We start from the raw sequence: 22,615 nt of genomic DNA on the forward strand, positions 1-22,615 counted from the left end.
CGAGCGCTCTACGCCCATGCCAGCGCGCTCACAAGGCTCCCGAGGCGCGTGCAATTTCGGCGCCTTGCGCCGGCGAATGCGGGATGGCGGGCGCGCCGGAGGGCAGCGGCCCCTGCGGGTCGCGGATGAAGGCCAGCACGTCGGCCCAGACGATCGGGCCCTCGTGGTCGCGCATCAAGAGGTGGTAGCCCTTGGCGTAGTTGGCCGAGCGGTCGGCGGGCTTCAGGTGCGCGGCCGCCCGGTAGGCGGCGGCCTTCGGGATGATCTGATCGTGCGCGCCGTGCAGGTAGAAGGTCGGCACGGAGGCGCGGCCCACCGCGTCGGAGGCGTCGCTCATCAGCGAGACGAGGCCGTAGAGGGCGTCGGAGCGCGCGCCCCAGATCATCTGCGGGTCGCGGCCCATGGCGATCAGCTCCTCGCGATTGTCGGTGGGCTTGATCTTGGAGGTGAGCCAGCGCGGCGGCTCATAGACCTTGCCGGCGGTGAAATTGGCGGCGAACCACAGCAGCGTCTTGTTCGGCAGCGGCTGCTCCTTCCAGCCCCAGACGGCCGGCGACATGAGGATCAGCCGGTCGGCGGCGGGCGGCCGGTCGGAGGCGAAGGCGACCGCGGCCACCGCGCCGCCCATGCTCTCGCCGGCGACGGCGATGATGGCGTGCGGGAACTTGCGGCGGACCAGGGCCGTGACGGTGCGCAGGTCCTCGGTCATCAGACCCTCGCCGGCCCAGACGCCGCGCTCCGGGGATCGGCCGAAGCCCCGCTGGTCATAGGCGTAGGTGGCGACGCCCTGGCTCGCCCACCACGGCGCCGCCAGGTGGAAGGCGTTGGAGTAGTCGTTCATGCCGTGGACGCCGACGATCACCGCCCACGGCTCGCCGACCGGATCCCAGTGCTTCAGGCCGAGCCGCGCGCCGTCGAAGCTCACCACCGCGTCGTCCTCGAGGCGCGGGCCGGAGAAGGCGGTGGGCGGGCTCAGCGGATGCTGCACCAGCAGGGGCGTGCAGGCGGAAAGCGCGAGCGCGGCTAGGACGATGAGCAGACGCGGCATGACTCGTCGGGACTATCGGCTGAGGATTTCGCGGACCCTTTGGCGGAGATAGGGCGTAACTTCGGCCTCGAACCAGGGGTTTCGCTCGAGCCACGCGGTGTTGCGCCAGGAGGGGTGCGGCAGGACCCCCCGCCCGGGAAGGTGCGCGCGCCAGTTTCGCACGGTCTCGCCGAGCGACCTGCGGGCGCCGAGCGTCCAGGCCTGGGCGTAGCCGCCGATCAGCAGGGTCAACTGGACGCTCGGCAGCGCCGCCAGCAGGCGGGCCCGCCAGAGCTCGGCGCAGCGCCGGGGCGGCGGATAGTCGCCGCCCCTGGGAGCGCCGACACCCCCGCACCCTACCCTCTCCCCGCAAGGGGGAGAGGCGCGCGAAATCACGCAGGTTCGTGCTGGGCGGTGGCGGCGAGCGCCTGGGTTTCCTGGGCGATCAGCTTGGCGAAGGAGGGCCGCTCGAGGATGCGGGCGACGTAGGCCGCCGCCTTCGGATGGCTCTTCGCCTCCAGCGGGCAGCCGGCGTGGCTGGCGGTGGCGAAGGGGCTCGCGACGGCGATGTCGGCCAGGGTGAAGCGGTCCTCGACCAGATAGCCGGAGGCCGGCGCGACGCTTTCGAGGTAGTCGGCGGCCTTGGGGAAGGCGGTCTTCTGCGCCTCGTCGGCGGCGGCGAGGTCGCCGGGCCGGCCGAAGAACCGCGGCGAGACGATGCGGTTGAAGAACATCGTGCCGCTGCAGGCCGCCACGATCGTGTCGCCGTACTCCTCGTACCAAATGGTCCGCGCCCGCGCCTTCGGATCGGTCGGGATCAGGTTCGGCTCGGGCTTGATGGCCTCGAGATAGGTGATGATCGCGGTGGAATCCGAAATCAGGAAGTCGCCGTCCTTGAAGCCCGGCATCTTGCCGAACGGACTCGCCTGCTTGAACGCCTCGCCGCCGGCCTGTGGCGCGACGAGCTCGAACTCGACGCCCTTCTCGGTGGCGAACACCATCGTCTTGCGCACGAACGGGGAGAGCGAGTTGCCATAGATGATCATCAGCGAACCTCCATCATCAGGTCTCCGGCAGACGCATCCGCCAGACGCCCTTGAAATCGTCCGGATCGGCCGGCTTGCCGTGGCGCAGGATGACCAGCCGTCGCTGCCGCGCCAGGGCTGCAGCCGCGCCCCGCACATGCGACAATTGCCTGCGCCAGCCGTCGGGATCAACTGCGCGCGCGACCTCCTCCGGCGAAATCGACTTTGCTCCGGCGCTCAGCAGCTGAAAGATCGCGGCCTCGATCGCAGCGCTCATGCGCGGACGATCCTTATGTCGTAGCGCGCGAGCTGCCGATCGTGGGTGATCAAGGGCAGGTTCTCGATCTGAGCCTGAGCCACCAGCAGGCGGTCGAAGGGATCCAGATGATGCCGGGGCAGTTCGCCAACTCGCCAGGCGTGCGCCTCGTTCACAGCAAGCATCTCCTGCGTCCATCGTCGCAGCCGAGCGGGAAAATCGTCTGGCGTCCGTAACTTGCCGGTGGCTCGCTTGATCGAGATTTCCCAGACGTTGACGACGCTTGCCACGATCTCCGTCTCCGGGTCCCGCAGCAGTTCAGTCGCCTCTCGTCCGATCAGCGCCGGGTCGAAGAACGTCCATAGGGCGACGTGCGTGTCGAGAAGGACCCTCACTCGTGCTCATCGTCGTCGGGAGGGAACATCTCGCCTTCCTCGAATGCGCGGATCAGCTCTTCGTCGGGCTCGTCGAAGTCGGGCGCGATCCAGATCTGCCCCTTCAGTGATCCCATCCACCCCGGCAGGCCGTCCGGCCGGCGCGGCAGCTCGGCCGGCTTCTCCACCGGCACGAGCCGCACCGCCGGCTTGCCGTTGCGCGCGATCACCACCTCCTCGCCGGCTTCCGCCTTCTCGATGAGCTTGGAGAGGTTGGTCTTGGCCTGGTGGATGTTCGAGACGACCATGATTAGCTAACTTAGCTTAGCTAACTTGATTTCGCAAGCTCAGCCGCCGCGCTTCAGGGTCTCGCGGGCGATGACCACCTGCTGGATCTGGCTGGTGCCCTCGTAGATCCGGAAGATCCGCACATCGCGGTAGAAGCGCTCGATGCCGTAGTCGGCCACGTAGCCGGAGCCGCCGAAGATCTGCACCGCCCGGTCGGCGACGCGGCCCACCATCTCGGAGGCGAAGTACTTGGCCGCCGCCGCCTCCAGGGTGACGCCCTGGCCGGCGTCGCGCTTGCGGGCGGTCTCCAGGGTCAGCGCCCTGGCGGCCATGGACTCGGTCTTGGAGTCGGCGATCATGCCCTGCAGCAGCTGGAAATTGCTCAGCGCCTGGCCGAACTGCCTGCGCTCGCCCATGTAGCCCACGCAGTCGGCGATCAGCCGCTCGGCGACGCCGACGCAGACCGCCGAGATGTGCAGGCGGCCGCGGTCCAGCACCTGCATGGCGACCTTGAAGCCCTCGCCCTCGCGGCCCAGCCGGTTCTCCACCGGCACGCGGACGTTGTCGAAGATCACGTCGCAGATGTGGGCGCCCTGCTGGCCCATCTTCTTCTCGGGCTTGCCGACCGAGAGGCCCGGGAGGTTCCGCTCCACCAGGAACGCCGAGACGCCGCCGGCCCCGGGCTTCTCCGGATCGGAGCGCGCCATGACGGTGAAGAGGTCGGCCTTGTTGGCGTTGGTGATGAAGCGCTTGGAGCCGTTCAGGACGTAGCAGTCGCCATCGCGGATCGCGCGGGTCTGCACATTGGCGCTGTCGGAGCCCGCCTCCGGCTCGGTGAGCGCGAAGGAGGTGATGATCTCGCCCGACGCGATGCCGGGCAGGTACTTCTGCTTCTGCTCGGGGGCGCCGAACATCACCAGCCCCTGGCTGCCGATGCCGACATTGGTGCCGAAGGTGGAGCGGAACGCCGGGCTCGTGCGGCCGAGCTCGATGGCCACCAGGCACTCGTCCTCCATCGAGAGGTCGAGCCCGCCGTACTCGGCCGGGATCGAGAGGCCGAACAGGCCGAGCTGCTTCATCTCCTCGACCACCTCGGGCGGCATGGCGTCGTCCTCGGCGACCTTGGCCTCCAGCGGGCGCAGGCGCTCGGCGACGAAGCGGCGGACCGTGTCGATCAGCTGCTCGCGGATGTCCATGTCGAGCGGCATGGCGGACTCCCCGGTTCGGCTCAGGCGCGTTCGAAGACCGCGGCGATGCCCTGGCCGCCGCCGATGCACATGGTCTCAAGCCCATACTTGCCGTCGCGGCGCTGCAGCTCGCGCAGCAGGTTGGCGAGGATGCGCCCGCCGGTGGCGCCGATCGGATGCCCGAGCGAGATCCCCGAGCCGTTGACGTTCAGCCGGTCGCGCTCGTCCCAGCCCCAGCCCTTGAGCACCGCCAGCACCTGCGGCGCGAAGGCCTCGTTGAGCTCGACGAGGTCGATGTCGTCCCAGGAAAGCCCGGTGCGCTCGAACAGCCGCTTCACCGCGGGCACCGGGCCGATGCCCATGCGCGAGGGATCGCAGCCGGCGGCGGCCCAGCTCACGAACCAGCCCATCGGCTCCAGTCCGAGCTCGGCGAGCTTGTCTTCGGCGACCACCAGGCAGGCGGCAGCGGCGTCGTTCTGCTGGCTGGCGTTGCCGGCCGTGACGACGCCGTCCTTCTCGATCGGCTTCAGCTTGGCGAGCCCCTCGGGCGTGGCGTCGGCGCGGACGCCCTCGTCACGCGCGAAGACGATCGGATCGCCCTTCTTCTGCGGCACGGAGACCGCGACCACCTCGTCGTCGAACTTGCCCTCGGCCCAGGCCCTGGCGGCGCGCTGGTGGCTCATGGCGGCGTATTCGTCGGAGGCCTCGCGGCTGATCTGGTAGTCGCGGGCGAGGTTGTCGGCGGTCTCGATCATCCCGGAGATCACCCCGAACCGGTCGATCGGCTGGCTCATCACCCGGCCCCGGGCCAGGCGGTCGTACAGGGTGACCGAGCCGGCGCGCGCGCCCTTGCGCATGTCCGTCGTGTAGTACTCGACGTTGCTCATGCTCTCGACGCCGCCGGCGATCACCACGTCGGCGACCCCGGTCTGGACCATCATCGCCGCATCGATCACCGCCTGCAGGCCCGAGCCGCAGCGGCGGTCGAGCTGGTAGCCGGGGATCTCGATCGGCAGGCCGGCGGCCAGCGCCGACCAGCGGGCGATGCACGGCGCCTCGCCCGAGCCATAGCCCTGGGCGAAGATCACGTCGTCGATCGCCTCGGGGTCGATCCCGGTGCGCTCGACCAGCGCCTTCAGGATGACCGCGCCGAGCTCGCCGGCGGTCAGCTCGGAAAGCGAGCCCAGGTACTTGCCAACGGCGGTGCGGATGGGGGAGACGATGGCGGCGCGTCGCATGGGGCCCTCGGACGGTTCGGAAGCGGCCGTCAAACTAGAGTTCGAACCTGCGAGGGGCAATGGACGGCGGCGCAGAGCAGCTGGATACCAACTACGGCTCGAAGCTCACGCAAGTCGCCGCGGGCGAGTGGGCGGGCTGGTCGCACTACCCGGGCGGCGATCCGTTCGAGGACCTGGCCGGGCCGTTCTACTGGAAAAAGCGCGCAGACGGTGTTCCGGTCTGCGCGTTCCGGGCCGAGCGCAAGCACATGAACGGCGGCGGCTTCCTGCACGGCGGCTGCGTCATGAGCTTCGCCGACTTCGCGCTGTTCGTGATCGCCCGCGACGCGATCCAGGGCGTCCCGACGGTGACCGCCACCTTCAACTGCGAGCTGGTCGGCACGGCGCGCGAGGGCGAGCTCGTGGAATGCCGCGGCGAGGTGGTGAAGGCCGGCCGCTCGATGGTGTTCGTGCGCGGCCTCATCGCCAACGCCTCGGCGGGCGGCGAGCCGGTCGCCAGCTTCTCCTCGGTGATCAAGAAGACCCCGCCCCGCCGCGGCTAAGCTGGACTTCGGCCCCCATATGACCTTCTGATTGCGACAACGCTCTTCGGGAGGAGCGCGCGATGATCGAGGCGGCCTGCCACTGCGGGGCGGTGAAGCTCACCGTCGAGACCGCGCCGACGGAAGTGACCGAGTGCAACTGCTCGATCTGCCGGCGGCTCGGCGCGCGGTGGGCCTACTATTCGCCGGCGCAGGTGAAGCTCTCCAAGGCCGGCTCGACCCAGCCCTACGTCTGGGGCGACCGGATGCTGGCGTTCCACCGCTGCAAGACCTGCGGCGTGACCACCCACTGGCAGAGCCTGGACGGAGCCCAGAAGCGCATGGCGATCAACGCCCGCAACGTCGACGGGTTGGACTGGGACAAGATCCGCATCCGCCACTTCGACGGCGCGAACACCTGGGAATACATGGATTGAACCTCCGACCGTAGCGCCAGCTCGGGGTGGCCAGTAGTCCGCCCCCCTTCCTCCTCGATGGAGAAGGGGCCGGGGATGGCGGTGAAGGCAGGACCGCGCCGCGAATTCCCGAGAGACGCAGGCGCCACCCGCGTTCCCTGCGTCAGCTCAGCGGCCTCACCCCCACCCCTTCCCTCCTCCATCGAGGACGAGGGACGACGTATCTGCCGCGCCGCACGCAGCCCGTCGCCTGCGAGGTCGATCCGTCCTAGAGAGGCTCCATGCCCCTGCTCTCGGTTCTCGACCTGTCGCCGGTGTCCGCCGGGGCCACCCAGGCCCAGGCGGTGCGCGAAACGCTGGAGGTGGCGAAGGCCGCCGAGCGGCTGGGCTTCCACCGCTTCTGGGTGGCCGAGCACCACAACATCCGCGGCCTTGGCTCGCCCAACCCGGAGATCCTGATCGCCGCGCTCAGCCAGGTCACCCGCCGCATCCGGCTGGGCTCCGGCGGGGTGATGCTGGTCAACTATTCGCCGCTGAAGGTCGCCGAGACCTTCATGGAGCTGGAGGCGCTGGCGCCCGGCCGCATCGACCTGGGGCTGGGCCGCGCGCTGGGCGCCGATGCGCGCACCGGCGGCGCGCTGCGCTCGGTGGGCTCGGAGGCCTTCCCGCGCTACCTCGCCCTGCTCTCGGCCTGGCTGCTGGACGCCGCCGGCCAGGAGCCGATCGGCGACGAGCACCCGCTGCACGGCATCCACGCGAGCCCCGCCGGGCCGTCGCACCCGGAGTTGTTCATGCTCTGCTCCTCGGCCGAGAGCGCGGTGTTCGCCGGCCAGGCCGGCATCGGCATGGTGTTCGCCGAGTTCATCGCCCGCGCCGATGGCGATCAGGCGGTCGCGGCCTACCGCCAGGCCTTCCAGCCGTCGGCCTTTCGCGAGACGCCCTGGGCGGGGATCGCGCTGATCGCCTTCGCCGCCGATGACGCGGAGGCCGCCTGGCGGCTGGACGCGCCGCGCCGGGCGGCGAGCGTCGCCATGCTGGAGGGCGCGCGCCAGCGGTTTCCCGACGTGGCCGAGGCGATGGCCTACCTCGCCGACCGCAGCGCCTCGCCGGTGCTGCAGATGGTGGAGGCCCGCACCATCGCGAGCGACCAGATGACGGTGCTGGGCCGGCTGGCCGAGAAGACCCGCACCAGCCAGGCCGACGAGCTGTTCATCATGGCGAGCGGCCCCTCGCTCGAGGCCCGCATCCACTCGCTGGAGCTGCTGAAGCCGGATTAGGAAACACGGAGGCCCGGACCGGGGTTGTGGCCGCAACCCAGGAGTCCCGCATGAGCAAGGTCCTCGTCCTCTACCACTCGACCTACGGGCACATCGAAGCCATGGCGCAGGCGGAGGCCGACGGCGCCCGCTCGATCGCCGGAACCGAGGTCGACATCAAGCGCGTGCCCGAGCTGGTGCCCGAGGATCTGGCGCGCAAGTCCGGCTACAAGCTCGACCAGCCGGCGCCGATCGCCCGGATCGACGACCTGGTCGCCTACGACGCCGTGATCGTGGGCTGCGGCACGCGATTCGGCCGCATGGCCTCGCAGATGGCGAGCTTCCTCGACCAGGCCGGCGGGCTTTGGGCCAGGGGCGCGCTGAACGGCAAGGTCGGCGCGGCCTTCACCTCCACCGCGACCCAGCACGGCGGCCAGGAGACGACGCTGTTCTCGATCCTGACCAACCTCATGCACTTCGGGATGATCGCCGTGGGCCTGCCTTATTCCTTCGCCGGGCAGATGACGCTGGACGAGATCACCGGCTGTGCGCCCTACGGCGCCACGACCATCGCCGGCAGCCAGGGCCAGCGCAGGCCGAGCGACAACGAGCTCGCCGGCGCCTATTTCCAGGGCCGGCTGGTGGCCGAGACCGCCGCGCGCCTGGCCGGCGAGCTGCGGGAAATCCAGACGCCCATGCCCTCCGGCGAGGCGCACGCCTGGAAGGAGCCGCGCCCAGGCGAAGCGCCGCAGCGGCCGGCGCACTAGCGCCTCCGCCTCAGGAGGAGCAACCCGTCACGCCGGCTGGGGCTGCGGCATCCCGGCCCTGGCCGCCGGGCGGGCGCGCATGAGCGCCATCCAGCGGCCGAGGTGCGAGAGATCCTCCGGCGGGACGAGCTTGATCATCCGGCCGAAGTCGATGCCGACGTAGGCGATGATGTCGGCGACGGTGAAGCGCGCCCCGCCCAGCCACTCGCTCTCGGCCAGGCGCCGGTCCAGCACCTTGCAGGCGCGGAGCCCAGCCTCCTTGTTGTAGTCGGCGACCGCCGGGTTCTGGGTCTCCAGGGCGGCCAGCGCCGGGTGGGTGTGGCGTACGCCCAGCATGAACGGCGTGGCGACCAGCAGCTCGGCCCGGCGCGTCCACATCTCGATGAGCGCGGTCTCCTTCGGATCGCGGCCGAACAGGTTGGGCTCGGGATAGAGGCTCTCGAGATAGCGGCAGACGGCGACGGATTCGGTGATCACCGTGCCGTCGTCCAGCTCCAGGGCCGGCACGTTGGCGAGCCCCGCCTTGGCCAGGTACTCCGGCGTCTTGTGCTCGCCTGCGATCAGGTTGAGCGTGACCACCTGCAGGTCGGCGATGCCCTTCTCGGCCAGGAACCAGCGCACCCGGCGCGGATTGGGAGCGAGCGGCGTGTCGTAGAGCTTCATGGGGCCTCCTTGCTGCACTCCTTCTAGCCGTCATCCCGGCCGTAGCGAAGCGGAGAGCCGGGACCCAACGTTTCCGATGCGGCGGACCTGGGTCCCGGATCGGCCCGTCGGCCGTCCGGGATGACGCGGGAGCTCAGCCGCCGAACAGCGCCGCAGGCATGGCGCCCACGATGGAGGCGGTCAGGCAGGTGGCGAGGAAGCCCGCCGCCATCGCCTTCCAGACCATGCCCACCACCTCGGCGCGGCGCTGCGGCACGAGCACGGAATAGCCCGCCAGGTTGATGCCCACCGAGGCGACGTTGGCGAAGCCGCACAGCGCATAGGTCATGATCACCCGGGTGCGCGGCTCGATCGCGCCCACGGGCACGGCGGCCAGGCGGATGAAGGCGGTGAACTCGGTCAGCACCAGCTTCGCGCCCAGCAGCGAGCCGGCGAGGCCCGCGTCCTTCCAGGCGACGCCGAGACTCCAGGCGAGCGGCGCGAAGATCACGCCCAGGCCGCGCTCCACCGAAAGCGGCGCCCCGCCCATCCGCGGCGCGAGGCCGAGCAGCCCGTTGACCATCGCCACCAGCGCCACGAAGACGATCAGCGTCGCGGCCACGTTCATGACGATGGCGAGGCCGTCGGAGGTCCCGCGGATCAGGGCGTCGACCGAGCTGCCGTAGACCTTCTCCGCCTCGGGCCCGAGCGCCTGGGGCTGCTCGGCCGCCGGGTCGCGCGGGGCCAGGATGCGGGCCAGGAGCACGCCGGCCGGCGCCGAGACGATCGAGGCGGTGAGCACATGGGCCGCCGCGTTCGGCAGCACGCCCTTCAGGATGGTCGCATAGGCCACCATGGTCGAGCCGGAGACGCAGCTCATGCCCACCGTGAGCAGCATGAACAGCTCCGAGCGCGACAGGCTCGCGAGATAGCTGCGGATGAAGATCGGGCCCTCCACCTGGCCCATGAAGATGGTGGCGGCGGTGGCCAGCGCCGGCGCGCCGCGCAGGCCCATGGTCTTCTCGAACACCACTCCGAAGCCGCGGGTGATCCACTTCAGGATCCGCCAGTGCCAGAGCAGCGCCGCCAGCGCGCAGACCACCAGGATCACCGGCAGCACGCGGAAGGCGAAGACGAACAGCCCGCCCGGGTTGGTCAGCGGGTAGGGCTGGTCGGGCGTGCCCGCCAGGAAGCCGAACACGAAGGCGACGCCCGCCTGGGTGCTGGCCGAGAGCCCGTCGACCGCCTGCCCGGCGCCGGCGAGCCCCGCCCGCAGCACCGGAAAGCCGAACAGCGCAGCGACCAGGATCGCCTGCAGGGCGATGGCGCCGATCGCGAGCTTCCACGGGAAGGCCCGCCGGTTCTCCGAGGCCGCCCAGCAGAGCCCGAGGATCACCGCGACGCCCACCAGGCTCTGCGCGTTCTGCGGACCGAACATGCTGCGAAACCACCCCGCGCCTGCAGAGTCGCAGGCCCCCGGGGATTGGCGCTGAGAAGCCGCCGGCGCGCAAGCGGGCGGCCGAAGAGCCGGATTACGAAGGTTTAATCCCCCGCGCCGCATCCGCGTCTTCGTCTCGGCGCCTCCTATCAGGCGAGCGCATCCTGCGACCCACCCGGCCATCGTCTTACGGCGATTTAACTGGCTCGGGGCGGGCCGCGGCGACATCCCCGCGCTCACCGAAAGGGCGTCTCGCCGCATGTCTTTGGCCTTGTCCACCCTGATCTACGAGTGGCGCCGCTACACCGCCGCGGTGGTGGCGCTCGCCTTCTCGGGCCTCTTGATCCTCGCCCAGGTCGGCATGTTCACCGGCATCGTCCAGGGCATCACCGCCACCATCGACCGCAGCCGCGCCGACATCATCGTCATGGGGCCCAAGGTCGAGGCGCTGATCGATTCCGGGCCCGGCTCGGGCGTGCCGGCGCGGATCATGCCGCTGATCTACCTCAACCCCCAGGTCGTCGAGGTGCAGGACCTGCAGGGCAACGGCTCGATGTGGATGAACAACCCGCCGCCGGGCCACAAGCGCAAGACCGACTTCGTGCAGATCTGGACGGTCGACGTGAGCCGCCCCGACGCGGTCACCCTGCCGGTCGACTATTCCGAGGCGACGCGGCTGGCGCTGATGGAGCCGCTGTCGGTGGCGATCGATAAGACCAGCCTGGCGCGGCTCGGGGTGAAGCTCGACGACAGCGCCGTGATCAACGGCCGCACGGTCCATGTCCGCGCCGTGCTCCAGGGCTATCCGAGCATCAACCAGCCGACCGTGGTGATGTCGCGCGACAGCTACCGGATGCTGGGCCTGAAGCAGGACGACACCCGGCTCGGCCCGCTGATGGTGCGCATCAAGGATCCGGCCAGGGCCGAGCTGGTCCGCAGCCAGCTGAACGCGGCCTCCCACGGGGCCTACCGCGCCTGGACGCGCGCCGAGCTCTCCAAGGCCAATCGGGGCGCGCTGATGAAGGAGCAGATCATCGGCGTGTTCCTGGGCTTCTCTCTGTTCCTGGGCTTCCTGATCGGGGTCGGCATCACCTCCCAGACGCTGCGCGGCGCGCTGCTCGCCAACATCAAGGAGCTGGCGAGCCTGAGGGCGCTGGGCGTCTCCATGGGCTCGCTGCGCAAGCTGGTGCTGGAGCTCTCGCTGTGGGTGGGCGTCGTCGGCCTCGCTTTCACCGGCCTGTTCACCTGGCTGGTGTCGCTGCTCGGCGACAAGGCCGGCGTGCCGATGGGCTTCCCGCTCCGCTGGATCGTCACCGTCGCGCTGCTGCTGCTCGCCATCTCCGTCGCCTCGGGGCTCCTGTCCCTGGGCATCCTGAAGAAGAGCCAGCCTGCGGACCTGCTGAGATGAGCTCCACGACCGCGATTTCGGCCAAGGGCCTTTCCAAGCGCTTCAAGACCGGCCGCACCCACATCCAGGTGCTGAAGGCCGTCGACTTCGAGGCGCGCCACGGCGAGGTGACCATGGTCATGGGGCCCTCGGGCTCCGGCAAGTCGACGCTGGTCGCCTGCCTCTCGGGCCTGCTGAAGCCCGACGAGGGCCAGGTCACGGCGATGGGCGAGGACCTCTGGGCGCTGAAGCCCGGCAGGATCGACCGCTTCCGGCTCGACCACTGCGGCTTCATCTTCCAGGGGTTCAACCTGTTCTCGTCGCTGAACGCGCTGGACCAGGTGGCGCTGATTCTGAAGTACAAGGGCTTCTCGCGGTCCGCGGCGCGCCGGCGCGCGGCGGTCGCGCTGGACGAGGTCGGCCTCACCCACCGGCTGCGCCAGCGGCCCTCCGAGATGTCGGGCGGCGAGAAGCAGCGCGTGGCGATCGCCCGGGCGCTCGCCAAGGACCCGCAGCTCCTGTTCGCCGACGAGCCCACCAGCGCGCTCGACGGCGAGACCGGCCAGGTCATCGTCAAGCTGCTGCAGCGGGCCGCCAAGGAGCGCGGCGCGGCGGTGATCTGCGTCACCCACGATCCGCGGCTGGAGGCCTACGCCGACCGCATCATCCACATCGAGGACGGCGAGGTCCTGAGCGACGAGCCCGCGCGCCAGGCGCCCGGCCCCGCCCCGGCCGTCCCGCACCCCGAGCTCGTCGGAGCCTAGAGACATGCTTGCCTTCTTCCGCAAACCGATCGTCTGGATCGCCCTCGTCGCGCTCATCCTGGGCGGCGGCGCGTTCAGCGTGATGTCCGCCCAGGCCAAGGCCAGGAAGGCGCTGGAGGCGCGGCAGAGCGCGGCGGCTGCGCAGAGGAGCCCGTACGTCGCCGTCGCCAACGGCAAGGCCGACGTCGAAGGCGGCATCATCCAGGTCGCGGCCCGCACCTCGGGCGTGGTCAAGGACGTGCTGGTGCAGGAGGGCCAGGACGTGAAGCAGGGCCAGGTGCTGGCCCGGCTGGAAGACGACGAGCCCCGCCTCGCGGCCCAGAGCGCCCAGGCCGAGCTCAACCAGGCGCGCGCCCAGATGGAGCTGCTGAAGGTGCAGCTCTCCACCGCCCAGCGCGAGCAGCGCCGGCTTGAGAAGCTTGCGCTCGGCAACTGGGTCGCCGGCCAGAAGCTCGACGACGCGCGCGACGCGGTGCGCCAGGCGCAGGCCAACATCGACGCCCAGACGGCGCAGATCGCGACCGCCGAGGCCAAGCTCGCCCAGGCCCGCTACAACCAGGAGCTCACGGTGATCCGCGCCCCCGTCGACGGCAAGATCGTGCGCCGCTACGCCAACCCGGGCGCCGGCGCCTCGACGCTGAACGTCTCCAACATGTTCGACCTGGAGCCGAAGGCGCCGCGCATCGTGCGCGCCGAGATCTCCGAGGGCGCGCTGCCGAACGTGGCGCTGGGGCAGGCCGTGCGGATGTCGCCGGAGTCCGATCCGGCCAAGACCTATCCCGGCCGCGTGATCCGCCAGGCCCCGGTGTTCGGCGCCCGCAAGCTGCAGTCGGACGATCCCACCGACCGCTCGGACGAGCGGGTGGTGGAGGTGGTGGTCTCCGCCGACCAGGCGCCGTTCCTGATCGGCCAGCGCGTGCTGGTGAAGTTCATGCGAGACCAGCAGCAGGCGCAGGCCCGGGCCGTCCCGCGGGGATAGCCCTCCCCATCAAGGGAGTGCGCTTGACGCCTCCCCGGCCGCGCCGCACAAGGCGCGCCGCGGCGCAACGCGACAATCCAGGGGATCCTCATGGCGGACATCCGCTTCGACGGCAAAGTGGCCATCGTCACCGGGGCGGGCGGCGGGCTCGGCCGTCAGCATGCCCTGGAGCTCGCCCGCCGCGGCGCGAAGGTGGTGGTCAACGATCTGGGCGGATCGGTCGACGGCTCGGGCGGCGGCTCGGAGGCCTCCCACCGGGTGGTCGAGGAGATCGAGGCGCTGGGCGGCGAGGCGCTCGCCAACGGCTCCTCGGTGACCGACGACGCCGGCGTGCAGCGGATGGTCAAGGACGCGATGGACGCCTGGGGCCGGATCGACATCCTGGTCGCCAACGCCGGGGTGCTGCGCGACAAGACCTTCGCCAAGATGGAGATCGCCGACTTCGAGTTCGTGCTGGGCGTCCACCTGATGGGCACCGTGAAGCCCGCCAAGGCCGTCTGGGAGATCATGCGCGAGCAGAACTACGGCCGCATCGTGGTGACCACCTCCTCGTCCGGGCTCTACGGCAACTTCGGCCAGTCGAACTACGGCGCGGCCAAGATGGGCGTCATCGGCCTGATGAACACGCTCAAGCTGGAGGGCCAGAAGAACAACATCCACGTCAACGCCATCTCGCCGGTGGCCGCCACGCGGATGACCGAGAACCTGATGCCGCCGGAGATCCTGGCGCGGCTGAAGCCGGAGTTCGTCACCCCGGCCGTGGTGTTCCTGTGCTCGGACGAGGCGCCCACCGGAACCATCCTGACCGCCGGCGCCGGCGCCTTCGCCTGCGCCCGCATCGTCGAGACCGAGGGCGTCTACCTGGGCGAAGGCGGCCTGTCGGCGGAAGAGGTGCGCGACAGCCTGACCAAGATCACCGATGCGGCGGGTCAGAAGGCTTACGTCGCGGGCGGCGAGCAGACCCAGAAGTTCTTCCGCAAGATGCAGGGCGCCTGATACGTCGCGCCAATAGAGCAAAGCTTGCACGCGGCGCTGGGAGCCGCCTGGCGTCCATTTCGCATAGCGGGATTACACGGAATCCACTTGCCTGAGCCGAGGTGATCGCGCGTAACCTGAGGCCCGATCGGGTCCGCCAGAGACCCGACAGACCCAGGAGACGCTGCTTGCCCAAGGCCCCCCGCACCGACGCCGGTCGTCTGTCCGTCTTCTCGGCCCTGGCGTTCGCCTGCGCCTACCTGCCGTTCGCCGCGCTGAACACCTCGATCGCGGTGCAGCTGCCGCCGTTCTTCTCCAAGGACCTGGGCGTGGGCCTGGCGGTCGGCGGCCTGTTCGGGCTGGTGCGGCTGATCGACATCCCCATCGATCCCGCCCTGGGGCTGATGATGGACCGCACGCGCACGCCGCTCGGCCGCTATCGGCCCTGGATCGTCGTCGGCATCCCGATCCTGATGCTGGCGCTCTACATGCTCTACCAGGCGCCGGTGGGCGTGACCCGCGGGACTCTGACGATCTGGCTGCTGGTGATGTACCTCGGCACCTCGATCCTGGTGCTGGGCGTCAACTCCTGGGCCTCCTCGCTGGCCAGCACCTACCAGGACCGCTCGCGGATCTTCGGGATCATGTCGGCGCTGGGCGTGGCCGGCTCGGCCACGGTGATGCTGATCCCGGTGATGGTCGGCCGGATCAGCGGCGGCGGCGAGTCCGAGAGCGTCCGCGCCGTGGGCTGGTTCCTCACCGGGCTGGCGCCCCTCGCCATCGGCTTCGCGGTGCTGTGCACGCCGGAAAAGATCGTCGGCGGCGCGCACGGCCCGCGCTTCACCCTGCGCGACTACGTGGGGCTGGTGACGCGGCCGAACGTGCTGCGCATCCTGGCGGCCGACCTCGCGGTCACCCTCGGGCCGGGCTGGATGGCCGCGCTCTACATCTTCTACTGGGAGGCCTCCCGGCGGGTCAGCTTCGGCATGGCGAACCTGCTGCTGGTGATCTACATCCTGGCCGGCCTTGTGGGCGCGCCGACCACCGCCTGGCTCGCCAACCGCATCGGCAAGCACCGGGCGCTGATCGTCTCGACGACCCTCTACTCGCTGTTCCTGATCATCATCCCGCTGACCCCCAAGGGAGCGTGGATCCCCTCGGTGCCGATCATGTTCTGCCTGGGCGCGTTCGCGGCCGGCTTCGTGGTCACGATCCGCGCCATCACCGCCGACGTGGGCGACGAGATCCGCCTGGAGAAGGGCAGCCACCAGATGGGCCTGCTCTATGCCCTGACCAGCGCCACCTCCAAGGTGGCGGGCGCGTTTTCGATCACCTTCACCTTCAAGGTGCTGCAGATGATCGGCTACGACCCCAAGCTGGGGCCGGCCAACGGCGCGGCCCAGATCCACGGGCTGGAGCTGGCCTTCATCGTGGGGCCGATCTTCTTCGTGATGGCCGGCGGGGCCTGCTTCCTGGGCTACCGGCTGACCGCCGACCGGCACGCCGACATCCGCCGCCAGCTCGACGCGCGCGACGCGCTCTATGCCGAAGCGCCCGGAGTGCAATCGCTGACCGGAGAGCCCGGCGAGATCGCGGCCCCGAGCGCTTAGCCCACATTGCAGCGGCGAAATGCCTTGCGCCCAGAGGCGGTCCGCATTCCCTTCGCCCGATTAGCGCCCCGAAAGAGGGCGACCATCGACATTTTGAGGAGACGCCTTTGACCGCCACTTCCGCCGCATCCGGGGGCCGTTCCCTGCCGTTCCCGCGGCTGCTCGCCTTCTCCACCGGCAGCACGCCGGTCTACATCATGGCGATCCTGGTGGGCGTCTACCTGCCGAAGTTCTACGCCGGCCACATCGGGCTGACCCTGCTGGCGCTGGGCGGCGTCATGGCGACGGTACGCCTGACCGACCTCGGCTTCGACCTCGTCCTCGGCTGGATGATGGACAAGACCCATACGCGCTTCGGCCGCTACCGGCCCTGGTACGCCGCGGGCCTGCCGATCTTCGCCATCGCCGCCTATCAGCTGTTCAATCCGCCGCCCGGCGCGGGCACGGGCTATCTCTTCACCTGGCTGATCGTGGTCTACGTCGGCTATTCGATGCTGGCGCTGGCGCACTCGGCCTGGGCCGCCCGGATCGCGGGCGCCTATCACGAGCGGTCGCGGCTGTTCGGCTGGATGCAGTGCATGGCGGTGCTCGGCACCTCCTCCATCCTGGCCCTGCCGCTGATCACCGGCGGGCGGATCAACCCGGCGGTCTCCTCGACCATGGGCGCGGTGGGCTGGGTGCTGATCGGCGTGGCCTGCGTGGTCGTGCCGCTCGCCCTGATCTCGGCGCACGAGCCGGTGGCCAGTGAGATCAAGAAGGACCGCACGACGTTCCAGGACTACCTGGCGGTCATCACCACGCCATCCATGTACCGTCTGGTGATCGCCGAGCTGTGCCTGGTGCTGGGTCCAGGCGTGACCGGGCCGATCTACCTGTTCTTCTTCCATGACGCGAAGGGCTTCGCCTTCACGATCGTGAACCTGCTCCTGATCCCCTACATGAGCGCGGGCCTGCTCGGCGCGCCGGTCTGGGCGCGCGTCGCCCAGAAGCTCGGCAAGCCGCGCACGATCCAGCTCGCCTGCGTCTGCTACGCGATCACCCAGACGATCCTGATGGCCATCCCGGCCAAGCTGTTCTGGCCGACCTTCGTCGGCATGTTCGCGGTGGGCTTCTGCGCGTCGGCCTTCCTGTTCCTGCTCCAGGCGATGGCGGCCGACGTCGGCGACGAGCTGCGCCTGCGGACCGGCAAGGAGCGGTCGGGCGTGATCTACGCCTTCCTGAGCATGATGCAGAAGTTCGGCTCGTCGATCACCGTGTCGGTGATCTTCCCGATCCTGGCGGTGGTCGGCTACAACGCCAAGGAGACGGCGGTCAACACGCCCGCGGCGATCCATGGCCTCGAGATGTGCTATCTGTTCGCCCCGATCATCCTGGTCGCGGTCGGCGGGCTCCTGCTCATCGGCTACAAGCTGACGCCGCAGCGCCACGCCGAGATCCGCGCCGACCTGGCGGCGCTGGAGGCGGCCTCCCTGGCCGACGCCGAGGTCAGCCTGACCGGCGAGCCGGCGGAGAAGTCCCCGATGGCGGCGGAATAGGCCCGGACGATCACGCGCCCGTGGCCTACCGCAGCGGAATAGAGCTTGCGCGCCGCCAGGGGCCGCGCTCTCATTTCAGGATTAGCGCCCCGCCAGAGGGCGACCCATTGATTTGAGGAGACGCCCGTGAGTTCCACCAGCGCCGCGACGAGCGGCCGCCTGCCGTTCCCGCGCCTTCTCGCCTTCGCCGGCGGAAGCATCGGCTCGGCCATGCTGCTCGGCGTGATGGGCGTCTACCTGCCCCGCTTCTACGCCGCCAAGATGGGCATCAGCCTGCTGGTGATCGGCGGCGCCATCGCCGTGATCCGCCTGACCGACCTGGGCGTCGACCTTGGCCTCGGCTGGCTGATGGACAAGACCAAGACCCCGCTCGGCCGCTTCCGGCCCTGGTACCTCGCGGGCCTGCCGGTCATGGCGTTCGCGATCTTCAAGGCGTTCAATCCGCCCGATGCCGCGGGCGTGGGCTATCTGGCGACCTGGTACTTCGTGCTCTACGCCTCCTATTCGATGCTGGCCCTCTCGCACGCCGCCTGGGCGGGCACGCTCACCGGCGACTACAACGAGCGCTCGCGGATCTTCGGATGGATGCTGGGGCTGGCCGTGCTCGGCAGCGTGGCGGTGAACCTCCTGCCGGTCGTGACCCGCGGCCGGATCAGTCCCGCCAGCGCCGAGAGCCTGCCGCTGATCGGCTGGATGATCATCGCGATCACCGCGATCACAGTCCCGCTCGCCGTGCTGCTCGCGCCCGAGCGCATCGCGCCGGTGGTCAAGAAGGAGAAGCTGACGCTGAAGGACTACCTCGCGGTGATCACCACGCCCTCGATGCTGCGGCTGGTGCTCGCCGACCTGTTCCTGACGCTCGGGCCTGGCACGACGGCGCCGCTCTACGTGTTCTTCTTCCACGACGCCAAGGGCTTCTCGCTGAAGACCCAGGTGCCGATCCTGCTGATCCCCTATATCGGCGCGGGCCTGATCGGCGCGCCGTTCTGGGGCCGTGTGGCGCAGAAGTTCGGCAAGCACCGCACGGTGCAGATCGGCTGCGTCGCCTACGCCATCATGCAGACGATGCTGATGGTCATCCCGGCAAAGCTGTTCTGGCCGACCTTCGCCGGCATGTTCGCCGTGGGCTTCACCGCGTCTTCCTTCGTGCTCCTGATCCGCGCCATGGTGGCCGACGTCGCCGACCAGCTCCGGCTGGAGACCGGCCAGGAGCGCGCCGGCGTGCTCTTCGCGCTGGTCACCATGACCCAGAAGTTCGGCTCCTCGATCACCGTCTCGATCGTCTATCCGATCCTGCAGGCGGTGGGCTACGACCCCAAGGAGACGGCGCACAACACGCCGCACGCCATCTGGGGGCTGGAGATGTGCTACCTCTTCGCGCCCATCATCCTGGTGATGGTCGGCGGCTCGATGTTCTTCGGCTACAACCTCACCAGGCAGCGGCAGAGCGAGATCCGCGCCAAGCTCGAGGGCCTGGCGGCCGCCGACGTGGCGGCAGCCGAGGAAAGCCTGGTCGGGCCCAACGAGACGATCGCGGCGGCGCAGTAGTCAGGCGAGCGTCCGCGCCATCTGCAGGAACGCGCGGCCGGCGGCGCTGTCCGGCGCGGTCGCCACCAACGGCCGGCCGGCGTCGCAGGCTTCCCGCAGGGCGACCTCGATCGGCACCTCCGCCAGCAACGGCACGCCCAACGCCTGCGCCTCCTTCGCCGCCCCGCCCTGGCCGAAGATCGGGATGCGCGCCCCGTCCGGGCCCTCGAACCAGGCCATGTTCTCGACGACGCCGAGGATCGGAACCTCCAGCTTGCGGAACATGGCGCCGGCGCGCCGGGCGTCGATCAGCGCGATCTCCTGCGGCGTCGAGACGATCACCGCGCCGTCCAGCTTCATGCGCTGCACGAGCGTGAGCTGCACGTCGCCGGTGCCCGGCGGCAGGTCGACCACCAGCACGTCCAGCGGCTCGGCCTCGGTCCCCCAGACGCTGGCCATCATGGTGCGGAGCGCCGAGGTGGCCATCGGCCCCCGCCAGATCGCCGCCGAGCCCGGCTCGACGATGAAGCCGATGGACATCACCTTGACGCCCCAGGCTTCGAGCGGGATCAGCCGCTTGTCGGCGCTGAAGCCGGGTTCCTCGTCGACGCCGAACATCAGCGGGGCCGAGGGGCCGTAGATGTCGGCGTCCAGCAGGCCCGCGCGCAGGCCGAGCGTGGCGAACGCCGCCGCCAGGTTCACCGCCACGGTGGACTTGCCCACGCCCCCCTTGCCGCTGGCGATGGCGATGACCTTCTTCACGTGCTCCGGCTTCTCGGCCTCGGGCATGCGGCCGAGCCGGGCCTGCGGGTCCTCGGCGACCCGGGCCCGCCGCGGGGCGGTCTTGAAGCTGGCGGCGGCCGGCGCCTCGGCGGTCAGCACCACCTGGGCGGCGTGCACGTTCGGCGCCTGCGCCAGGGCCTGCTCGGCGGCCTCGCGCACCGGCTGGTAGCGCTCGACCAGCTCCGGCGGCACCTCCAGCATGAAGGCGGCCCGGCCGGCGCGCAGGATCAGGCCGCGCACCAGCCCGGCGGCCGCCAGGCCGCGGCCGGAAATCGGGTCCTTCACGGCGTCCAGCGCCTCGAGCACCTGCGCGCGGTCGGGAACGGCGGGATCGCCCATGGAAGCCTCGAGGACGCCAATGTCTTGCTTTGGCCGAGAAGGGGTTTCATATCCGGCTGACGGAGCCGCTTTACAAGCCCATCCGCGGGCGGCCGCGACGGGAGTCCCGTTTGACCAAGACGCCTCGCGCCTGATGCCCTGGAACGACAACGCCAATCCGGGCCCATGGGGATCGCCCCCGCCCGACGACAATAGGCGCGAGCCCGCGCGCCGCGGGGATCAGGGCGGTCCGCGCGGGCCGAGGCGGCCGGAGGGGCCGGAGCTCGAGGCCTTGTTCGAGCGGCTTCGGCGGCGTCTCGGCGGCCTGTTCGGCGGCGGCCCGGGGCAGGGCGTGCGGCCGGGTGCCGTGGCGGCGATCGCCGGCGGCGTCTTCGCGTTGTGGGCGCTTTCGGGGCTCTACATCGTCCAGCCCAACGAGGAGGCGGTGGTCACCACCTTCGGCGCCTACTCGCGCTCCGCCGGGCCCGGGCTGCGCTACCACCTCCCCGGCCCCATCGAGCGGGCGGAGAAGGTGCCGGTCACCAACCTGAACCGCATCGACATCGGCGGCGCGCCCGACGCCGAGGCGCCGCAGGAAAGCCTGATGCTCACGGCCGACGAGAACATCGTCAACCTGACCTTCAGCGTCACCTGGCGGATCAACGACGCGGCCCGCTACCTGTTCTCCACGCGCAACCCGGAAGAAGCGGTGAAGGCCGTGGCCGAGAGCGCCATGCGCGAGGTGATCGGCACCACGCCGCTCGACCAGATCATGACCACCGGGCGCGGCAAGGTGGAGACCCAGACCACCGACCTGATGCAGCGCACGCTGGACACCTGGGGCGCCGGCGTCAGCGTCGTGGGCGTGCAGATCCGCGCCGCCGGACCGCCCCCGGACGTGGTCGCCGCCTTCCGTGACGTGAGCAACGCCCAGCAGGATGCGGATTCCGCGGTCAACGAGGCCAACACCTATTCGAACCGGGTGGTGAACGAGGCCAAGGGCGACGCCTCGCGCATCGTCCAGGGCGCCCAGGCCTACCGTGAGCAGGCGGTCCGCGAGGCGCTGGGCGACGCGGCCCGATTCAACTCCATCGAGACCGAATATCGCCGCGCGCCCGGCGTCACCCGGGAGCGGCTCTACCTCGAGACCATGGAGCGGGTGCTCGACCACTCCAACAAGGTCGTGGTTTCGGGCAAGGGGACCAACGCCCCGATCGTCCTGCCGCCCGACGTCTTCAAGCCGAGGGCGCCGGCGGCGGCCTCGGGGTCGCCCCCGGCCCAGGCCGCCCCGGCCGCCCCGGACCAGCAGAGCCAGGCCCAACCGTCCTCGTCGGGCGCGCAACCGGGCGCGGGAGCCAGCCAATGAACCGCCGCTGGCTCGGATGGATCGTGCTGGCCGTCGGGCTGCTGATCGTGGTGTTCAACACCTTCTTCATCGTCGACCAGCGCGAAAGCGCCATCGTCGTGCGCTTCGGCGACCCGGAGCGGGTGATCAACGCGCCCGGCCGGTCGGAGGCCGGGCTGCACATGAAGCAACCGTTCGTCGAGGACGTGGTGCGGCTCGACCGGCGCAACCTCGGCCAGGAAGTCGACCAGGAGGAGATCATTTCCTCCGACCAGCAGCGGCTGGTGGTGGACGCCTTCATCCGTTACCGGATCGGCGATCCGCTGCAGTTCTACCGCACGCTTCGGGACGAGCGGACGGCGACCGACCGGATCGACCGGCTGCTCAACTCCACCCTGCGCGACATCCTGGGCTCGACGACCCAGACCGAGATCATCTCCACCCGTCGCGCCGAGTTGATGCAGGCCTCCCGCATCGAGATGCAGCGCCGCGCCAAGGCGGCGCGGTTCGGCGTCCAGGTGATCGACGTGCGCATCAAGCGCGCCGACCTGCCGGCGCAGATCCAGGCCTCGGTGTTCCGCCGCATGCGCACCGCCCGCGAGCAGATCGCCGCCCAGACCCGCGCGATGGGCGAGCAGCAGAAGCGGCAGATCATGGCCACCGCCGACAAGACCGTCACCATCACGCTGGCCACGGCGACCGAGGAGGCCGAGACCACCCGCGGTCAGGGCGACGCCCAGCGTACCCGGATCTTCGCCCAGGCCTATGGCCGCGACCCGGCCTTCGCCGCCTTCTATCGCTCGATGCAGGCCTATGACGCCTCGCTCGCCAACGGCGACACCACCCTGGTGATCGCCCCCGACAGCGACTTCTTCAAATACTTCGAGCGCGGGCCTGGGGGCGCCGGGCGCCGCTAGCTCCCCTCCCGACCAACCCTTCTCCCGTTGCGGGAGAAGG

At 70.2% G+C, this 22,615-nt stretch carries 23 protein-coding genes and 1 pseudogene; 13 read left to right on the top strand and 11 right to left on the bottom strand.

The window, feature by feature from the left end; genetic code table 11:
* Positions 1-28: 28 nt before the first annotated feature.
* From VLI41_RS09635 to VLI41_RS09670, 8 genes and pseudogenes are all read right to left on the bottom strand, one after another.
* Positions 29-1,048, bottom strand: coding sequence for an alpha/beta fold hydrolase (locus VLI41_RS09635; protein ID WP_325267858.1), 1,020 nt, complete (start codon positions 1,046-1,048; stop codon positions 29-31).
* A 12-nt stretch (positions 1,049-1,060) separates the two neighbouring features.
* A pseudogene (locus tag VLI41_RS09640) lies at positions 1,061-1,363 on the bottom strand (uracil-DNA glycosylase family protein); the annotation flags it as partial.
* Positions 1,364-1,419: 56 nt separating this feature from the next.
* Positions 1,420-2,073 (bottom strand): glutathione S-transferase family protein, encoded by a 654-nt coding sequence (locus VLI41_RS09645; RefSeq protein WP_325267859.1) that lies wholly within the window; start codon positions 2,071-2,073, stop codon positions 1,420-1,422.
* Between the two features lie 16 nt (positions 2,074-2,089).
* On the bottom strand, positions 2,090-2,329 hold the full coding sequence (locus tag VLI41_RS09650) for a DUF3253 domain-containing protein (RefSeq protein ID WP_325267860.1): 240 nt from the start codon (positions 2,327-2,329) through the stop codon (positions 2,090-2,092).
* Complete coding sequence (locus VLI41_RS09655; protein WP_325267861.1) at positions 2,326-2,703, bottom strand: type II toxin-antitoxin system VapC family toxin; 378 nt, start codon at positions 2,701-2,703, stop codon at positions 2,326-2,328. The genes VLI41_RS09650 and VLI41_RS09655 overlap by 4 nt, the downstream gene beginning before the upstream one ends.
* A complete protein-coding gene (locus tag VLI41_RS09660; RefSeq protein ID WP_325267862.1) occupies positions 2,700-2,990 on the bottom strand; it encodes a type II toxin-antitoxin system prevent-host-death family antitoxin in 291 nt (96 codons plus the stop codon). The genes VLI41_RS09655 and VLI41_RS09660 overlap by 4 nt, the downstream gene beginning before the upstream one ends.
* Before the next feature lie 39 nt (positions 2,991-3,029).
* Positions 3,030-4,178 (bottom strand): acyl-CoA dehydrogenase family protein, encoded by a 1,149-nt coding sequence (locus VLI41_RS09665; protein ID WP_325267863.1) that lies wholly within the window; start codon positions 4,176-4,178, stop codon positions 3,030-3,032.
* Positions 4,179-4,198: 20 nt separating this feature from the next.
* Entirely contained in the window at positions 4,199-5,395 is a 1,197-nt protein-coding gene (locus VLI41_RS09670) for an acetyl-CoA C-acetyltransferase (RefSeq protein ID WP_325267864.1), read from the bottom strand.
* Between the two features lie 59 nt (positions 5,396-5,454).
* Here VLI41_RS09670 and VLI41_RS09675 point away from each other — a divergent pair, with 59 nt between their 5' ends.
* The 4 genes from VLI41_RS09675 (at position 5,455) to wrbA (ending at position 8,355) form a co-directional block, all read left to right on the top strand.
* Positions 5,455-5,937 carry a PaaI family thioesterase gene (locus tag VLI41_RS09675; RefSeq protein WP_325267865.1) on the top strand — a complete coding sequence of 161 codons (483 nt, stop codon included), beginning with the start codon at positions 5,455-5,457 and terminating at the stop codon, positions 5,935-5,937.
* A 62-nt stretch (positions 5,938-5,999) separates the two neighbouring features.
* The gene (locus VLI41_RS09680; protein ID WP_325267866.1) at positions 6,000-6,353 is read left to right on the top strand and encodes a GFA family protein; all 354 of its coding nucleotides are present in this window, start codon (positions 6,000-6,002) and stop codon (positions 6,351-6,353) included.
* A 260-nt stretch (positions 6,354-6,613) separates the two neighbouring features.
* The gene (locus tag VLI41_RS09685; protein ID WP_325267867.1) at positions 6,614-7,609 is read left to right on the top strand and encodes an MsnO8 family LLM class oxidoreductase; all 996 of its coding nucleotides are present in this window, start codon (positions 6,614-6,616) and stop codon (positions 7,607-7,609) included.
* Between the two features lie 50 nt (positions 7,610-7,659).
* Positions 7,660-8,355, top strand: a complete 696-nt coding sequence (gene wrbA / locus VLI41_RS09690; protein WP_325267868.1) for an NAD(P)H:quinone oxidoreductase — start codon at positions 7,660-7,662, stop codon at positions 8,353-8,355.
* 27 nt (positions 8,356-8,382) lie between these two features.
* Here wrbA and VLI41_RS09695 read toward each other — a convergent pair whose 3' ends face one another.
* Both VLI41_RS09695 and VLI41_RS09700 read right to left on the bottom strand, forming a co-directional pair.
* On the bottom strand, positions 8,383-9,018 hold the full coding sequence (locus VLI41_RS09695) for a glutathione S-transferase (protein WP_325267869.1): 636 nt from the start codon (positions 9,016-9,018) through the stop codon (positions 8,383-8,385).
* A 133-nt stretch (positions 9,019-9,151) separates the two neighbouring features.
* Entirely contained in the window at positions 9,152-10,435 is a 1,284-nt protein-coding gene (locus VLI41_RS09700; RefSeq protein ID WP_325267870.1) for a NupC/NupG family nucleoside CNT transporter, read from the bottom strand.
* A gap of 259 nt (positions 10,436-10,694) precedes the next feature.
* On the opposite strand from VLI41_RS09700, the gene VLI41_RS09705 reads away from it, so the two are divergent.
* The 7 genes from VLI41_RS09705 (at position 10,695) to VLI41_RS09735 (ending at position 19,233) form a co-directional block, all read left to right on the top strand.
* Complete coding sequence (locus VLI41_RS09705; protein ID WP_325267871.1) at positions 10,695-11,843, top strand: ABC transporter permease; 1,149 nt, start codon at positions 10,695-10,697, stop codon at positions 11,841-11,843.
* Entirely contained in the window at positions 11,840-12,586 is a 747-nt protein-coding gene (locus VLI41_RS09710) for an ABC transporter ATP-binding protein (protein WP_325267872.1), read from the top strand. Before VLI41_RS09705 ends, VLI41_RS09710 begins: the two co-directional genes overlap by 4 nt.
* A 4-nt stretch (positions 12,587-12,590) precedes the next feature.
* Entirely contained in the window at positions 12,591-13,565 is a 975-nt protein-coding gene (locus tag VLI41_RS09715; RefSeq protein ID WP_325267873.1) for an efflux RND transporter periplasmic adaptor subunit, read from the top strand.
* A gap of 90 nt (positions 13,566-13,655) precedes the next feature.
* Entirely contained in the window at positions 13,656-14,561 is a 906-nt protein-coding gene (locus VLI41_RS09720) for an SDR family NAD(P)-dependent oxidoreductase (protein ID WP_325267874.1), read from the top strand.
* A 167-nt stretch (positions 14,562-14,728) separates the two neighbouring features.
* Positions 14,729-16,150, top strand: coding sequence for an MFS transporter (locus VLI41_RS09725; protein WP_325267875.1), 1,422 nt, complete (start codon positions 14,729-14,731; stop codon positions 16,148-16,150).
* Between the two features lie 107 nt (positions 16,151-16,257).
* Positions 16,258-17,685, top strand: a complete 1,428-nt coding sequence (locus VLI41_RS09730; protein ID WP_325267876.1) for an MFS transporter — start codon at positions 16,258-16,260, stop codon at positions 17,683-17,685.
* A gap of 126 nt (positions 17,686-17,811) precedes the next feature.
* Positions 17,812-19,233 (top strand): MFS transporter, encoded by a 1,422-nt coding sequence (locus tag VLI41_RS09735; protein ID WP_325267877.1) that lies wholly within the window; start codon positions 17,812-17,814, stop codon positions 19,231-19,233.
* Here VLI41_RS09735 and VLI41_RS09740 read toward each other — a convergent pair whose 3' ends face one another.
* Positions 19,234-20,334 (bottom strand): Mrp/NBP35 family ATP-binding protein, encoded by a 1,101-nt coding sequence (locus VLI41_RS09740; protein ID WP_325267878.1) that lies wholly within the window; start codon positions 20,332-20,334, stop codon positions 19,234-19,236.
* Between the two features lie 133 nt (positions 20,335-20,467).
* Between VLI41_RS09740 and hflK the strand changes: the two genes are divergently transcribed.
* Both hflK and hflC read left to right on the top strand, forming a co-directional pair.
* Entirely contained in the window at positions 20,468-21,679 is a 1,212-nt protein-coding gene (hflK, locus tag VLI41_RS09745) for an FtsH protease activity modulator HflK (protein ID WP_325267879.1), read from the top strand.
* A complete protein-coding gene (hflC, locus tag VLI41_RS09750; RefSeq protein ID WP_325267880.1) occupies positions 21,676-22,575 on the top strand; it encodes a protease modulator HflC in 900 nt (299 codons plus the stop codon). The genes hflK and hflC overlap by 4 nt, the downstream gene beginning before the upstream one ends.
* Positions 22,576-22,615: the final 40 nt, after the last annotated feature.

The sequence above is a fragment of the Phenylobacterium sp. genome (assembly GCF_035475775.1).
Taxonomy (GTDB): Bacteria; Pseudomonadota; Alphaproteobacteria; order Caulobacterales; family Caulobacteraceae; genus Phenylobacterium.

What these genes read in the sequence shown, in the direction of transcription:
- VLI41_RS09650 (WP_325267860.1), bottom strand. Translation starts at nt 2,329, where the DNA reads ATGAGCGCTGCGATCGAGGCCGCGATCTTTCAGCTGCTGAGCGCCGGA.
- wrbA (WP_325267868.1), top strand. Translation starts at nt 7,660, where the DNA reads ATGAGCAAGGTCCTCGTCCTCTACCACTCGACCTACGGGCACATCGAA.
- VLI41_RS09635 (WP_325267858.1), bottom strand. Translation starts at nt 1,048, where the DNA reads ATGCCGCGTCTGCTCATCGTCCTAGCCGCGCTCGCGCTTTCCGCCTGC.
- VLI41_RS09670 (WP_325267864.1), bottom strand. Translation starts at nt 5,395, where the DNA reads ATGCGACGCGCCGCCATCGTCTCCCCCATCCGCACCGCCGTTGGCAAG.
- VLI41_RS09645 (WP_325267859.1), bottom strand. Translation starts at nt 2,073, where the DNA reads ATGATCATCTATGGCAACTCGCTCTCCCCGTTCGTGCGCAAGACGATG.
- hflK (WP_325267879.1), top strand. Translation starts at nt 20,468, where the DNA reads ATGCCCTGGAACGACAACGCCAATCCGGGCCCATGGGGATCGCCCCCG.
- VLI41_RS09705 (WP_325267871.1), top strand. Translation starts at nt 10,695, where the DNA reads ATGTCTTTGGCCTTGTCCACCCTGATCTACGAGTGGCGCCGCTACACC.
- VLI41_RS09720 (WP_325267874.1), top strand. Translation starts at nt 13,656, where the DNA reads ATGGCGGACATCCGCTTCGACGGCAAAGTGGCCATCGTCACCGGGGCG.
- hflC (WP_325267880.1), top strand. Translation starts at nt 21,676, where the DNA reads ATGAACCGCCGCTGGCTCGGATGGATCGTGCTGGCCGTCGGGCTGCTG.
- VLI41_RS09685 (WP_325267867.1), top strand. Translation starts at nt 6,614, where the DNA reads ATGCCCCTGCTCTCGGTTCTCGACCTGTCGCCGGTGTCCGCCGGGGCC.
- VLI41_RS09740 (WP_325267878.1), bottom strand. Translation starts at nt 20,334, where the DNA reads ATGGGCGATCCCGCCGTTCCCGACCGCGCGCAGGTGCTCGAGGCGCTG.
- VLI41_RS09675 (WP_325267865.1), top strand. Translation starts at nt 5,455, where the DNA reads ATGGACGGCGGCGCAGAGCAGCTGGATACCAACTACGGCTCGAAGCTC.
- VLI41_RS09715 (WP_325267873.1), top strand. Translation starts at nt 12,591, where the DNA reads ATGCTTGCCTTCTTCCGCAAACCGATCGTCTGGATCGCCCTCGTCGCG.
- VLI41_RS09680 (WP_325267866.1), top strand. Translation starts at nt 6,000, where the DNA reads ATGATCGAGGCGGCCTGCCACTGCGGGGCGGTGAAGCTCACCGTCGAG.
- VLI41_RS09660 (WP_325267862.1), bottom strand. Translation starts at nt 2,990, where the DNA reads ATGGTCGTCTCGAACATCCACCAGGCCAAGACCAACCTCTCCAAGCTC.
- VLI41_RS09665 (WP_325267863.1), bottom strand. Translation starts at nt 4,178, where the DNA reads ATGCCGCTCGACATGGACATCCGCGAGCAGCTGATCGACACGGTCCGC.
- VLI41_RS09695 (WP_325267869.1), bottom strand. Translation starts at nt 9,018, where the DNA reads ATGAAGCTCTACGACACGCCGCTCGCTCCCAATCCGCGCCGGGTGCGC.
- VLI41_RS09710 (WP_325267872.1), top strand. Translation starts at nt 11,840, where the DNA reads ATGAGCTCCACGACCGCGATTTCGGCCAAGGGCCTTTCCAAGCGCTTC.
- VLI41_RS09700 (WP_325267870.1), bottom strand. Translation starts at nt 10,435, where the DNA reads ATGTTCGGTCCGCAGAACGCGCAGAGCCTGGTGGGCGTCGCGGTGATC.